Raw genomic sequence first — 12,622 nt, 5'->3', positions numbered from 1 at the left:
GGTCGTCACCGTCGGTTGACACTGGACAGCCATACAGATACTGTACGTTCACACAGTATGATTACTTGAACAATAACCGGAGGCACACATGGCCGTAGTTGCTGTTTGGAAATGCGATAGAGACGGAGCTATGTTCGACAACAAGAAAGATGCGGAAGAACACGACAAGATGCTGGAGCTGGCCGCCAATATTACCTCGCTGATCGAGAAAAATATTGACGGTATTTCCGAAGCCGCGGGCGAGGAAATTGGCCTGCTGCTGGCCAAGCGCCGCGAAGTGCTGGCCAAGGCCTGCAAGGGCAAGCCTGAAATGCTGCTGGAAGCAGAAAAAGAGACTGCAGGCGAGAGCGCCGAAGAAACCGGCAACGAACAGGGCGAGGCCGACGACCGCGTCACCCCGCTGGCCGCGAATCAGTAATTTTCCCGCATGAATCCCCACCCGGGGATGTCACGCAAACCATCCCTGTACTGTGCCCGGTATCTGCCGGGCTTTTTTTTGCCCGTGCGCCCTGCGCCTTACACCCTACCCTTCTTTGTAGGAACGGCCCATGGCCGCGATTGCAATGCCCCGAGCCACCGATCGCTGCCAGTAGACAAACCCCCGTAGGAGCGGCCGCTGGCCGCGAGCTTCAGACCATTCCCTAAGGCATATAACAGTACTGACAGCAGGATTTATTGTGATCGCGGCCAGCGGCCGCTCCTACAACAGGGGTCCGTTGCTGCCCGCCTAGAATGCCCCGATGATATTGATCGATGCATAGGCAGTGATCACGATCCAGGTCAATGTCGTGCCCCAGAAGCGACCGTAGTGGTAGCCGCCTCTGCCGGCCGTCAGGCCCCAGGCGTGCAGGAAACGGCCCAGCACCAGCAGGCCACCGAGGATATTCAGCCAGAAAGCGGACAGGCCATTGATCTCCGCCACCAGCATCATCAGCAGCGCAATGGGAACATACTCGACCGCATTGGCGTGGGTGCGGATCAACACCTCTGCATAGTGTTTACCGCCACTGCCCACACCCACCTTCTCGCCGCGACGAAAACGCACCACGCGAAAGGCAAGCGCCAGGATCAGCAACGCGCAGAGGCCGCCATACAGGCCTGTCAATGGAACCATCATTGGAAACTCCCCATGTAAAAAGGGCGGGACCCGGTCCCGCCCTGTTCTGTTATCAATCTTATCCGGGACAAGTCCAGGCCATCAGCGGGCTCAGAACTTGTAGCCCATTTCATGGCCCTGCTCGGGCTTCAGGTAGCGGTCGCGCAGGCGCGTCGAGCGGTTCACCAGTGACTGCGGCTCACCACCAATCAGTACCTGCTCGGGATAGCTGGTGACTTCCAGCGGGTCCCCGCTCCAGACGACGATATCGGCCACACCACCCGGCTGCAGCACTCCGCCCTCGAGGCCAAAAATGCGCGCAACATTGGTACTGATGGCCTTCAGGGCTTCTTCGTACGGCAAGCCGTAGACCACCGCATTACCGGCGGACTGGCGCGCAAGGTGCACCAGGTGGGTGGAACCATAACCCGGGCCGCCAATGGCCACAGTGACACCGGCCTTCTGCATCCGCGCCGCGTTGTCAAACCGAGCGCCCAGGCTCTCAAAGCTGATCGGCAGGTTGTTAACCACATCGATAATCACCGGCACCCGGGCGGCAGCCAGCTGCTCGGCTACCATCCAGCCCTCGGCGGCACCCTGGATGATTAACCGCAGCTTGTACTCCTCGGCCAACTCCAGGGCCTGGAGGATATCGCTGGCACGATTGGCGGTAACAATCAGCGGCTGCTGGCCCTGTACGACCGGCTGCAGCGCCTCCAGGTCATCCAGTGAATGATTGAGCTCACGCCAGTTGCCCCGGCGGATCGCCTCCCGGTTGTTCAGGTATTCCCGGGCTTCGGACAGGGCTGTCTCGATGCGGGCATAGGCATTGGCCCGGCTGCCGCCGGCCAGCTGGCTGCCCAGCTCACCCAGGTAGGCCTTCTGGCCCAGCTCTTCCGCTACCACACTGTCGAAATCGCCGTTCAGGGAAATGGCAAAGCCCTGACCGGCAAAAACCCGGTGCAGTTTGCCGGCACCCTCACCCCAGGTGCTGATCGACGGGAATACCACCGCGCGGGTCACGCCGTGCGCACGGTTATAGGGGATCAGGGTGGACTTCGCGTTGTACGCCGGGCGCGGGTCAAAGCCGCTGCCAATACTCTCACCGCTGACTGCGTAATCATTGGTGGCGCTGGCAGCACTAATCTCGGTCAGCCCCAGCTCCGACTGGGGTGCGATAACACCGGGGGTCACCACCTTGCCGCGCGCATCGATCACGCGGTCGGCGCGCTCGTTAATGGAGGGGGCCACCGCCTGCACCTTGCCATCCCGCACCAGGACATCACCCTCGGCCAGGGTACCGATACCGGACAGGGTGTATACCTTGCCCCCCTTGATCAGCACGGTCTCGGCATGTACCGGGAGTGCGAACAGGCCCGCAAGCGCCAGTTGAATCAGGAATCTGGTCATTACAGTCGCTCCCCCTCTGCCTCGATAATACCCAGCTCGAAATCACTGCGCGGCTGCCGCGCGGGATCGTCACGGTCGTACATCAGCTCGCCATCGATAAAGACTTTTTCTGCCTGCGTATAGACACTGAACGGGTTGCCCGACCAGACCACCACGTCCGCCATCTTGCCTTTCTCCAGGCTGCCGGTTTGCCCGGCGATACCCAGTGCTTTGGCCGGGTTGAGGGTCATCCAGGTAACCGCGTGTTCCGGGCCGATATCAAAACCGGCCCGTTGCCCGGCCACCATCGCCTTGGCAGTTTCCTCATTCAGGTGCTGAATCCCCACTGCGGAATCAGAGTGGATCATGGCACAGGCCCTGGCCTGGTCGACAATGGCTATATTGGCCTCGGTCATGTCGAAGGCCTCGTGCTTGAAGCCCCACCAGTCGGCCCACATAGCGGCACAGACATTGTTCTCCGCCAGCAGGTCGGCGACCTTGTAAGCCTCCACGGCGTGGTGGAAGGTGGAAATCTGGAAATCGAATTCCTTGGCGACATCCATCATCACGGCCATTTCCTCACCACGGTAACAGTGGTTGTGCACCAGGATATCCCCGTTCAGCACACCCGCCAGGGTTTCCATTTCCAGGTCGCGCTCGGGCGGCTCGCCGCCGTTCTCGGCGTACTTTTCCCACTTCTCCTTGTACTTGCTGGCAGCGTTCCAGGCCTTGCGGTAACCGGCCACGTTACCCATCCGGGTGGAGGGGGCCTGACCCTTGCCACCGTAAACCCGCTTGGGGTTCTCCCCGCAGGCCATTTTGAGCCCGTAGGGCGCACCGGGGAATTTCATATCCTGTACACGGCGCCCGGGAACATTCTTCAGGGTCACGCTGCGCCCGCCAAACAGGTTGGCCGAACCGGGCAGGATCTGCAGGGTGGTAACCCCACCAGCCAGCGCCAGGGAAAACTGCGGGTCCTGGGTCCAGACCGAGTGCTCGGTCCACACCTCGGCGGTATTGGGTGCAGTCATCTCGTTACCGTCCTGGGAGGACTCGATTGCCGGTGCCGGGTAGTTACCCAGGTGGGAATGGACATCGATAATGCCCGGCGTCACCCACTTGCCCTCACCGTTCACCACCAGGGCATCTCGCGGAGCCTTGAGTCCATCGTCGATACGGGCAATCTTGCCGTCCTCGAGCAGCAGGTCGGTGTTTTCCAGCATTTCGCCGGTGCCGGTGAGCAATGTGGCACCGGTAATCAGTACCGGGCGGGACTGTTCGATGGAATAGGTGGAGGGAAAGGCATCGAGGCGGGCGAAGTCCGCGGCCCCTTTGCCAGCGGCGGTGTCATCACCGCCACAGCCGGTAAGCAGGAAGGCGGCCGTGAGGGCGGCCGCGATAGCGCGCGGCGACGGGAGCCCCCCGCGGCAGAGTGCGTGCAACTGCATAGCGATATTTTCCGTTGTTATCCGTTGCGGGTAAATCAGGTGTAATCGCTTATGCTATCAGGACCGCACCCTTTACACACCTACAAGCGGATGCCCGGGGGAAGGGAAACGGTTAGGGGCGAGGATCGGTGAGGGGATCGGGATAAGTATCGGGGAAAAGCCGCGGTGGCCAGGGACCGGAGATCCCCCTGCCCCGCCGGCCCGGCTCAATCCACCGTCGACTCCTCGGTGGCCTTACGCGGCGCAGAGGCCCGGCGCCGATCACCCATGCTATCGTCGCTCTCCCGTGCCGCTTCCACCGCCAGCTGCGCAAAAAACTGCTCCAGGCGGTCGGCGTAGCCCAGCGCCGCCAGCAACTGCAACATTGCAGATAGGTTACAGCCGCGGCCATTTTCCAGCCGCTTCACGGTACTCAGCCCCAGCCCGGACTCCGCTGCCAGGGTTTCCTGGGGGATATTCCGCGCGAGCCGCAAGCGCCGGAAATGCTCGCCGAGTTGCGCCAGAGATTGCCCTTGATCAAAAGTGCTCATTGTAAATTGACCAGTTTCCTTCCAGTTTCACGCGGTTACAGGGCTGATGCCGGATCTTTGCGACACTTTCACCCTGTTTTGCTTTTCGCACATTCAGTCGGAATTGCTGGTAGATGGCTACAGCCCCACTTGCAGGCTCACCCCGGCAGGACCCGGCAACTACCAGCTCGAGGTATATCTACGCAGGGTTGTCGCAATTGGATGACAATTTGTGAGACGGTCGCAGGGCTTAACGCCTCAGTAGTGCATCAGCTTGATGATGGTCTCGCCATTATCGCACTCGCCGACCACTTCCGGCTCGCGGATCTTGGAGCCCGCCTGGATCACCTTGTTGGAGGGATAGGAGACGAAGCAGGCAAAATTGAAGTTGACCGCCCAGTTACAGCGCAGCAGGCCGTCATCCTCCTCGTAAAAGCGCTCCTGGCAGAAGCTGAGGTAGGGGCTGCCAGAGGCACCCTGCTCCGGGCCAATCGTAATCTGTGTATCGTACGCCACCGGCAACATCAGCCCTGTCGCCAACACCCACTGCCACATAGCGCCAGCCTCCTGTTCGGGAGCAATCCGGGGAGCCCCTGCAGTCCATCATCTCCGGGGCCTACGGAAGCTCCGGGGAAATACGACGGATTTATCCAGGGTCCCCCTGAGTCTAGCAGCTTCTGGCGCCTTTTCCGTCCAGGTGTCCTGCCCCCGCAGGCACTCCAGGGAAGGCTCCCTACTGGTCCGGCCAGGCCCCGGCGAAGTCAGCTGCCGCCGCGACGTCCCGCGGCCAGGGCGGTAAAGCGGCGCGCCTCCTCCCCGGTGGGTTGGAGTTCGTACTTGCGGACGATCGCCATAAAGCGCTCCACATAGACCTGCGACACGGGCCCGTAGGGCGGCATCCACTGGTCCGGCCCCCGGTGCCCCTTGCTCTGGTTGCGCCCGTCATCCACCAACCACAGGTTCTCCGGGTCCTCGGCAAACTGGCGCTTGCGGGCCCTATCCCAGCCGGCGCCACCATGATCGTGGGCCCACTTGAGCGGCACGATATGCTCCACATCCAGGTCCGAGGCCAGGGTGAAGAAGTTGCCGGTATAGGGATCCAGCCACAGGCCGGTCTTGACCCGGCATTGGTCGGCGCGGGTAAAGGTCACCGGCGCCAGGGAGTAGCGCAGCAGGAGTTCATGGCGGGTGTCCTGGCAGTCGCGGTCACTGTCTGACCAGCGTGGCAGCCACTCGGCGCGATGGTAATCCGCCGCGCTGGCAACAGTACAAAGGATAAACGGGAGGCATGCCCACAGGGGACGTAACGATCGACTACTCATACTACTCCTACCAATCGTTTTCAGGGTCTGGTTGTCGGGGAGATGGCAGGCGGGCAGCGCGGCTCCACCTGCCAGGCCTCAGCGGGCTTTCTGTCCTGTTGCGGAAGGCTGTTGGTGCAGCTCAATCACCTCGCCGTTGATTACTGCCACCCGCACACCCGCCTCATCGCGCAACAGGAAGGTGGCATCGCGACGACGCAGTGGCCGTTGCCGCTGCGGGTTGCGGGGGTTGATGGCCACCGGCAATTCGGTGTCCACCCGAAGCCGCGCCGGGTCGCCAACAAAGTAGCCGTAGCCATCCTCCAGCAGCTCGCGGTAGCGGCTGTCGTCCAGCATCAGGATTGGGTCGCCATCCAGCTGGAAGGGACGCGGCGGCTGGTATTGCCACTGGCTTGCATCCAGGGTCTGCGCCCCGGCCAGGTTCGACAGGTCGCCGGCATCCACCACCTGGGCACCACCGGTCCGCTGGTTGATGGCCAGGTCGGTGACATACCCGGTGTCGCCCTCACCTGCCCTCAGCCCGGTGATCTTGATATCGACGATGGCGTCGTCCTCGTTAAAGGGAATTGCCTCGTAGCGGGCCAGTGGGGTATCCCGATAGCTGCCCGTGGCAATACTGTCGATAGCGCTCACCAGCATCTCGAAATTCATCCGCCGTGCCACCTGCCGGTTGGGGTCCGCAGGGTGGGCACCGGACTCGATCAGGATGGTACTGATGCCCATTTCAGAGAATGTGTCGCCAAATGCACGGTAGGCATAGGTATCGTCGTAACGGGCAATATGGCCCCCGATGAAAGGCTCGATCGCCGCGGTCAGCACGCCGATCAGTTTCATGGCTCCGGCGCGACTGTCATTGACTTCGCGCGCCCGGTTGTACGCCGGCGCCAGCACCGAGATAGTGGCCATCTTGCCGGTATCGCCGACGCCGTAATGGCGGTCCTGGTCGTGCAGGTTAAAGCCGAAATGCGGGTCGAACTCCTTTGCCAACCCCATCAGGACCCGGCCCTCCGGCGACTGCAGGGCCTTGGCATCGCGGTTCACGTCGAAGCTCTGGGCGTTGTGGCGGCTGTTCCGCTCGGCGCCATCGGGATTCAGCATGGGCACCATCACCAGGGTGATTTCGTCCATCCACCCGGCCCGCCACTTCGCCTGTTCCGGCGCGGTTATAAAATTCACCAGGTCAAAAATTGCCGGGGTGGCGGTAGGCTCGTCGCCGTGCATCTGTGACCACATCATCACCCGCATGGGACCGGAACCCACCTGCAGGCGGAAGATGGGCCGGCCTTCATAGGAGCGACCGATTTCCTTTACATCCACCAGTTCCGATTCCCGCAAGCGGTCCACCAGCGGCAGAATGTCCGCCTGGCGAATGACGGGCTTGTCGAGGCCCGGCTGGCGATACTGTTCATAGGTTTCCGGCGAAGCCGCGGCCATCGCCACCGAGCCGGCGGCAATCAGCACAGCCGCCGCTACCGTTTTCAGCGCGGGCATTGCGATTGCGGACACAGGGCGTAATAGAAGTGCATCAATGGCACTGGGAAAGGAAATCGGCATGGCAGTACCCGGTTGTTATCGGTTTTATCATTCGCCGCGGAATAATTTCAGCAAATAAAATATTCCACAGCCTGCCCGGGTTTTGCAATCAAATTTTTTTGGTGATGTTAACCACCTAACACTCGCGTACAGGAATAGCGGGGTAACAGGCCTCAATCCATAAAGCCATCCACCAGCAACGCCAGCTGGCTGTCGGTCCCACGGCAGGTGCGGATACCAGCCGCATCAAACTCGCGGTGCAACGCCAGGCCATCCACTGCCGCCAGGGACAGTTTCGCCGCCACCAGCGTATCCAGTTGCAAGCGGAAGGCACCACTTTCCACCCCACTGGCCAGTGTCCGCCGCAGCGCGCCTACCGCAGCGTTGAAGAATTCCCTTACCTGCTCCCCACCACAATGGTCACGGGTCACCGATTCCGCCAGGGTTACAATCGACCCCGCGCTGGCCGCGCTGAGGCCGGCCTGCAGGCGCCGCAGTTGTTCCAGCAGGCGCTCCCGTGGCGGCAGCGCCAGGACCGCCGCCTCCTCCAGGGCAAATCGCTCGGGCGCTGTGAACTCCTCCAGCAATGCGGTGCGAATGGCCTGCTTGGATTCGAAATGAAAATAGATGCCGCCCTTGGTCAGGCCTGCCGCGCTGGCTATATCCTGCACCGACGTACTGCCGAAGCCACGGCTGTTGAAGCATTCACGGGCCGCAGCGAGGATTGCCCGGCGTCGCTCCTGCTCGGGCAGCTTCTTCCAGCCACCGCGGGCCCGGGAACTGTCTGTACCGCTGGCGGACATATCTGCAATCCTCATGGTCTATTACCCTGCGGGGCATCATAAATGGAACACAGCCGGCCTCCAAATAAATACCGACCGGTTGGTATTTATTGACGCCAACCCAACGCCCTCTTAAGATTCCGACCCACTGGTATTTATCATCAGGAGGTACCGATGCTGGCCACCCCCATTACACTGCCCAACGGCCTGTTATTGCCCAACCGGTTTGCCAAGTCCGCCATGGAGGAAGAGCTGGGCCACCTCGGCGCCCCCACCAGCGCACATATCAACCTGTACCATCGCTGGAGCGCCGGGAACCCCGGGCTGCTGATCACCGGCAACGTAATGGTGGACCGACGTGCCATGACCGACCCGGGCGCCGTGTTCCTCGAGGATGAGTCCCGCCTGCAGCAATTCCGCGCCTGGGCCAGTGCCGGGCGCCAGGGCGGCAACCTGTTCCTGATGCAGATCAACCACCCCGGCCGACAGATACCCAAATACCTGAGTGAACGCCCGGTAGCACCTTCCGCCGTGGGCCTTGAGGTACCCGGCGGCCGCGGCCTGTTCAATACCCCCCGCCCACTGACCGATGACGAGATTCGCGAGCAGATCCGGCGCTTTGCCCGCACCACCGCCCTGGCGGTGGAGGCCGGTTTCGACGGCGTACAGGTGCATGCCGCACACGGCTACCTGATCAGCCAGTTCCTCTCTCCCCTGACCAATCGCCGCGAGGACCGCTGGGGCGGTTCAGCGGAAAACCGTGCCCGTTTCCTGTTTGAAGTATTGGCCGCGGTACGCGCCGTATTGCCGCGCGGCAAGGCGCTGTCAGTAAAACTCAATTCTGCCGACTTCCAGCGCGGCGGCTTTACGGAAGAGGATGCCTTGCGCGTAATCGAGCGCCTGGCGGAATTCCGGGTCGACCTGCTGGAAATCTCCGGCGGCAACTACGAGTCCCCGGCGATGATGGGCGGCAAGGACGCCACCCCCGGCAAGCGCACCGCCCAGCGGGAGGCATTCTTCCTCGACTTTGCCGAAAAGGCCCGGGCTATCGCTCCCATGCCCCTGATGGTAACCGGTGGCTTCCGCTCCCGGCGGGGCATGGATGCGGCCCTGAAGTTCGGCGCGGTGGATGTGATCGGTATGGCCAAGCCATTCTGCCTGGAGCCGGAGTTGCCCCGGCGCATGCTGGAAGGCGACCTGGATGAGATCCACTATCCCACAAGGCGCCTGCGCACCCAGGCCATGAGCAGCCTGGGCGTGATGGCCTCGGCGCGCACCCATATCCGCCGCATCGCCAGCAACCAGCGCCCTGACCCGAAACTCAATATTTTGCTGAACCTGGTACGGGATTTCCTCAGCACCCAGCTGCACGCCTGGCGCTACCGGCGCTGGCTGCGCAAGAACCCGGGGCCACAGGCTACCTGAGGCTGTTACCCTCACTGTCCCCATCGCCAACCGGCAGGGCTGGCAGTGACCAGGAGTCCCGCAGGCGCAGGTATTCGGCACGGGGCAACGCCACATACAGCGGCCTTGCACCTCGCTGCAGGCGTGCCAGCACGCGGTCCATCTGCGGTTCGGCAAAGGCGGTGCAACCTGCTGTTGGCGCCCCCGGCGCCTTCCAGAGGTGGATAAAGATACAACTGCCGGCGCCAGGCTGGTTCTCAGGGTTGTGGGCGACAAATATCCCTTTCTTGTACTGCTGGTCGCCGTAGTGGATATCCCGGCGCATCCCCTCGCTGGAGCCTTCAACAGCGGCGCGCCCCACCTCTTCCGCATCCACCGTGCGGTTGTAGAGGGGGGATTCCGGGACATCCACGCAGAAATGTGTCTCTTTCATGGGCCAGTATGCCAGGCCGGTTTCCACCGTAGGCGCGTAGCCGAAAGCGTCGCCCAGCCGGAAGATACCCGCCGGCGCCTTGCCATCCCCTTCCCGCTTCTGCGGGCCCTGTTGCTGTGGGTGCAGGCCGATTCCCCAGGCCAGGCCGGTGCGACCGATATTGACCGGCACGGGCTCCGCCACACCTTCCCAGCCGCCTTTTGCCCGCTCGAACTGGTACATCACGCCCGTATCCGCATCCCAGTCTTCGGTAATGGTGAGCAGCAACTGGGACGAGGTCTCGGGAATCTGGGCCAATCCCTGGCATGAGGCCAGCAGGCCCACGGTCGCCACCACCAACTGGAAAAGTCGCATTGCAATCGGCTCCTTACATTGCTTTTCACGCCAGAGCTTAACTCCGGGGCGGGGATCGAAAAAGTACCCCCTGCCCGGGGCAAGCCGATTCGGGGCAAATTTGAGAATACCTGCGCTACTACCTACATTGAAACGGACCGTGCGAGGTTATCCAGCACAGGGAAGTAATCGGGCGACAGGATGCGAACGCAATTTCTGCAGGCAATTGAAATCACCGGGCTGGCCATCGAGATTTTCGGTGTGCTGGTAATCCTGGTGGGCTGCTGCTTCTCCACCGGCAAGTTCCTCACCACATACCGCCACCTGCCCGGGGCAGAGTCCTTCCGTAATTTCCGCCAACAGCTGGGGCGGGCGATCATCCTTGGGCTGGAGTTCCTGATCGCCGGTGACATCATCCGCACGGTGATTGTTTCCGAATCCCTGGAAAACGTCGGTATCCTGGCCCTGATTATCCTGATGCGGGCTTTCCTGAGCTTTACCCTGGAGATGGAGATCGAGGGCAAGATGCCATGGACCCACCCGGCGGGCACCCACGATGCGCCTGCACCCACCTCCACCGGTGGTCGCGACAACTGATACAATTGCGCGCCAGCGCCGGAAACGCCCCCGGCGGAACCAACAATCGCGGTCCCACCCACACCTGATGGCACCAGGCCAGGACCGCCCGGCCGCCGGAACAGTATTTATGCCCTCACTGCGCATCCTGCTGCTGACCACCCTGGCAATGATCGCCTTCGCCGGCAACTCGATCCTGTGCCGCCTTGCCCTCAAGGAAACCAGTATCGACCCGGCCAGCTTTACCTCCCTGCGCCTGCTCTCCGGGGCGGTGATCCTGTGGTTGGTATCACTACACAAACCGGTTATCGAAAACGGTGACAGGAAGCACTGGCAGCACGGCAACTGGATTTCGGCCGTTGCACTCTTCGCTTATGCGGCCGGTTTCTCCTTTGCCTACGTGAATATGAATGCAGCCACCGGCGCGCTGCTGCTGTTCGGTGCTGTACAGGTCACCATGATCGGCCACGGGCTGTGGGCCGGGGAGCGACTGGGGCCGCTGCAGCTTGTCGGTACTTTTATCGCCATCGCCGGGCTTGTTGTCCTGCTCCTGCCTGGCGCCACCGCCCCGCCGCCACTCGCGTCCTCGCTGATGCTCGGCGCCGGTGTAGCCTGGGGAGTCTATTCGCTGCGCGGTATTGGCCAGGAGGACCCGACCCGTGTCACCGCCGGCAACTTTATCCTCGCCGCCCCGGTAACCCTGGCCCTCAGCCTGCTCCTGCGACAACAGGTTTCGTTCGACCTTGCGGGGGTGATCTACGCAATACTCTCCGGTGCCGTGGCCTCGGGTATCGGCTACGTCATCTGGTATGCCGCCCTGCCCGCCCTCAAATCCACCACTGCCGCCACGGTACAATTGAGCGTGCCCGTGATCACCGCGATCGGCGGTGTGTTGTTTCTCCACGAGTCGGTGGACCTGCGTATGGTGCTGTCCTCAGTTGCAATACTCGGGGGCATTGCGCTGGTGATTGTGGCTCGCAACAACAGGAACGATGCTTCGGCAACAGAGTGAGTCACAACAACCCGGGGGCTCATTGACGATCGCCGGGAAGCGCGTGGTAGATTGCAGGGAAAACCAATGAACTATTCGCGAGCCCCAATGAAAACAGCCATCGTAATCGGCGCTACCGGACTGGTTGGCAGTGCGCTGGTCGACTGCCTTGCCCGTAGTGAATCCATCGGCACCGTCATTACCATTACCCGGCGCCCCGCACCGCATCCGGCCGGCAAGGTCGACAACCGCGTGGTGGACTTTGAGCAACTGGCGGCCCACCCGGAATTATTCCAGGGAGATATGCTGTTCTCCTGCCTGAGCACCACCCGCAGGCAGGCCGGCTCCCTCAAGGCGCAGCGCCGCGTGGACCTGGACTACCAGTTACAGGCTGCAGAGCTGGCAGCGGCGAACGGCGTTCACCACTACCTGCTGGTATCGTCCAGCGGCGCCAACGCGGAGAGCCGCAGCGGCTACCTGCAGATGAAAGGCGAACTGGAACTGCGCGTGCGGCAGCTAGGCTTTCCGCGCATCAGCATCTTCCAGCCATCACTGCTTATCGGCGAGCGCGATCACCTGCGCGTGGGCGAGCGACTGGCGGCAATGATCCTGCCGACCCTGTGTCGCCTGCCCGGGCTGCAACGCTATCGTCCGATCCGCGGCACGCAGGTGGCCGCGCGAATGCAGGAAGTGGCCCTGTCGAGCGGGAATGGCGTTGAAACTTTCACCCTGGACGAGGTATTTCCATCTCCTGCTGCAGCCCCCGCCGCTGCCCGCGACCGGGCCCGCTGATCCAGCCGGCGCCA

The 12,622-nt window shown here is 62.2% G+C and carries 14 protein-coding genes; 5 read left to right on the top strand and 9 right to left on the bottom strand.

What is annotated here, in order from left to right; all coding sequences use genetic code 11:
• Positions 1–88: 88 nt before the first annotated feature.
• Entirely contained in the window at positions 89–418 is a 330-nt protein-coding gene (locus ACH6CX_RS00170; protein ID WP_232942048.1) for a YebG family protein, read from the top strand.
• A 309-nt stretch (positions 419–727) separates the two neighbouring features.
• Here the strand turns inward: ACH6CX_RS00170 and ACH6CX_RS00165 are convergent, their stop codons facing one another.
• The 8 genes from ACH6CX_RS00165 to ACH6CX_RS00130 all read right to left on the bottom strand — a co-directional run bounded on the left by ACH6CX_RS00165 (position 728) and on the right by ACH6CX_RS00130 (position 8,115).
• Positions 728–1,117, bottom strand: coding sequence for an MAPEG family protein (locus ACH6CX_RS00165; protein WP_232942046.1), 390 nt, complete (start codon positions 1,115–1,117; stop codon positions 728–730).
• A 90-nt stretch (positions 1,118–1,207) separates the two neighbouring features.
• Positions 1,208–2,506: an amidohydrolase family protein gene (locus tag ACH6CX_RS00160; RefSeq protein ID WP_232942044.1), complete on the bottom strand. Its 1,299-nt coding sequence runs from the start codon at positions 2,504–2,506 to the stop codon at positions 1,208–1,210.
• On the bottom strand, positions 2,506–3,933 hold the full coding sequence (locus ACH6CX_RS00155) for an amidohydrolase (RefSeq protein ID WP_396674229.1): 1,428 nt from the start codon (positions 3,931–3,933) through the stop codon (positions 2,506–2,508). The genes ACH6CX_RS00160 and ACH6CX_RS00155 overlap by 1 nt, the downstream gene beginning before the upstream one ends.
• A gap of 206 nt (positions 3,934–4,139) precedes the next feature.
• Entirely contained in the window at positions 4,140–4,463 is a 324-nt protein-coding gene (locus ACH6CX_RS00150; RefSeq protein ID WP_232942040.1) for a helix-turn-helix domain-containing protein, read from the bottom strand.
• A gap of 237 nt (positions 4,464–4,700) precedes the next feature.
• Positions 4,701–4,997, bottom strand: a complete 297-nt coding sequence (locus ACH6CX_RS00145) for a hypothetical protein (RefSeq protein ID WP_232942038.1) — start codon at positions 4,995–4,997, stop codon at positions 4,701–4,703.
• A gap of 206 nt (positions 4,998–5,203) precedes the next feature.
• Complete coding sequence (locus ACH6CX_RS00140; RefSeq protein WP_396674227.1) at positions 5,204–5,764, bottom strand: DUF1524 domain-containing protein; 561 nt, start codon at positions 5,762–5,764, stop codon at positions 5,204–5,206.
• Between the two features lie 78 nt (positions 5,765–5,842).
• Positions 5,843–7,255 carry a M14 metallopeptidase family protein gene (locus ACH6CX_RS00135; protein ID WP_396674225.1) on the bottom strand — a complete coding sequence of 471 codons (1,413 nt, stop codon included), beginning with the start codon at positions 7,253–7,255 and terminating at the stop codon, positions 5,843–5,845.
• A 215-nt stretch (positions 7,256–7,470) separates the two neighbouring features.
• Complete coding sequence (locus ACH6CX_RS00130) at positions 7,471–8,115, bottom strand: TetR/AcrR family transcriptional regulator (protein ID WP_232942032.1); 645 nt, start codon at positions 8,113–8,115, stop codon at positions 7,471–7,473.
• A gap of 138 nt (positions 8,116–8,253) precedes the next feature.
• Between ACH6CX_RS00130 and ACH6CX_RS00125 the strand changes: the two genes are divergently transcribed.
• A complete protein-coding gene (locus ACH6CX_RS00125; protein ID WP_232942030.1) occupies positions 8,254–9,504 on the top strand; it encodes an NADH:flavin oxidoreductase/NADH oxidase family protein in 1,251 nt (416 codons plus the stop codon).
• Here the strand turns inward: ACH6CX_RS00125 and ACH6CX_RS00120 are convergent.
• Positions 9,497–10,270 carry a L,D-transpeptidase gene (locus tag ACH6CX_RS00120; protein WP_396674222.1) on the bottom strand — a complete coding sequence of 258 codons (774 nt, stop codon included), beginning with the start codon at positions 10,268–10,270 and terminating at the stop codon, positions 9,497–9,499. The genes ACH6CX_RS00125 and ACH6CX_RS00120 overlap by 8 nt on opposite strands.
• 180 nt (positions 10,271–10,450) lie before the next feature.
• Between ACH6CX_RS00120 and ACH6CX_RS00115 the strand changes: the two genes are divergently transcribed.
• The 3 genes from ACH6CX_RS00115 to ACH6CX_RS00105 all read left to right on the top strand — a co-directional run bounded on the left by ACH6CX_RS00115 (position 10,451) and on the right by ACH6CX_RS00105 (position 12,608).
• Positions 10,451–10,846 carry a DUF1622 domain-containing protein gene (locus tag ACH6CX_RS00115; RefSeq protein WP_396674220.1) on the top strand — a complete coding sequence of 132 codons (396 nt, stop codon included), beginning with the start codon at positions 10,451–10,453 and terminating at the stop codon, positions 10,844–10,846.
• Between the two features lie 109 nt (positions 10,847–10,955).
• Positions 10,956–11,837, top strand: coding sequence for a DMT family transporter (locus ACH6CX_RS00110; RefSeq protein WP_396674218.1), 882 nt, complete (start codon positions 10,956–10,958; stop codon positions 11,835–11,837).
• An 87-nt stretch (positions 11,838–11,924) separates the two neighbouring features.
• On the top strand, positions 11,925–12,608 hold the full coding sequence (locus tag ACH6CX_RS00105) for an NAD-dependent epimerase/dehydratase family protein (RefSeq protein ID WP_396674216.1): 684 nt from the start codon (positions 11,925–11,927) through the stop codon (positions 12,606–12,608).
• Positions 12,609–12,622 lie beyond the last annotated feature (14 nt).

Source organism: Microbulbifer sp. JSM ZJ756 (assembly GCF_044383805.1).
GTDB classification, from domain to species: Bacteria; Pseudomonadota; Gammaproteobacteria; order Pseudomonadales; family Cellvibrionaceae; genus Microbulbifer; species Microbulbifer zhoushanensis.
This window is presented reverse-complemented; position numbering and strand designations above follow the sequence as displayed.

Bases quoted from the DNA above. Each gene is read 5' to 3' on its own strand.
- ACH6CX_RS00170 (WP_232942048.1), top strand. From the start codon at position 89: ATGGCCGTAGTTGCTGTTTGGAAATGCGATAGAGACGGAGCTATGTTC.
- ACH6CX_RS00165 (WP_232942046.1), bottom strand. From the start codon at position 1,117: ATGATGGTTCCATTGACAGGCCTGTATGGCGGCCTCTGCGCGTTGCTG.
- ACH6CX_RS00160 (WP_232942044.1), bottom strand. From the start codon at position 2,506: ATGACCAGATTCCTGATTCAACTGGCGCTTGCGGGCCTGTTCGCACTC.
- ACH6CX_RS00155 (WP_396674229.1), bottom strand. From the start codon at position 3,933: ATGCAGTTGCACGCACTCTGCCGCGGGGGGCTCCCGTCGCCGCGCGCT.
- ACH6CX_RS00150 (WP_232942040.1), bottom strand. From the start codon at position 4,463: ATGAGCACTTTTGATCAAGGGCAATCTCTGGCGCAACTCGGCGAGCAT.
- ACH6CX_RS00145 (WP_232942038.1), bottom strand. From the start codon at position 4,997: ATGTGGCAGTGGGTGTTGGCGACAGGGCTGATGTTGCCGGTGGCGTAC.
- ACH6CX_RS00140 (WP_396674227.1), bottom strand. From the start codon at position 5,764: ATGAGTAGTCGATCGTTACGTCCCCTGTGGGCATGCCTCCCGTTTATC.
- ACH6CX_RS00135 (WP_396674225.1), bottom strand. From the start codon at position 7,255: ATGCCCGCGCTGAAAACGGTAGCGGCGGCTGTGCTGATTGCCGCCGGC.
- ACH6CX_RS00130 (WP_232942032.1), bottom strand. From the start codon at position 8,115: ATGAGGATTGCAGATATGTCCGCCAGCGGTACAGACAGTTCCCGGGCC.
- ACH6CX_RS00125 (WP_232942030.1), top strand. From the start codon at position 8,254: ATGCTGGCCACCCCCATTACACTGCCCAACGGCCTGTTATTGCCCAAC.
- ACH6CX_RS00120 (WP_396674222.1), bottom strand. From the start codon at position 10,270: ATGCGACTTTTCCAGTTGGTGGTGGCGACCGTGGGCCTGCTGGCCTCA.
- ACH6CX_RS00115 (WP_396674220.1), top strand. From the start codon at position 10,451: ATGCGAACGCAATTTCTGCAGGCAATTGAAATCACCGGGCTGGCCATC.
- ACH6CX_RS00110 (WP_396674218.1), top strand. From the start codon at position 10,956: ATGCCCTCACTGCGCATCCTGCTGCTGACCACCCTGGCAATGATCGCC.
- ACH6CX_RS00105 (WP_396674216.1), top strand. From the start codon at position 11,925: ATGAAAACAGCCATCGTAATCGGCGCTACCGGACTGGTTGGCAGTGCG.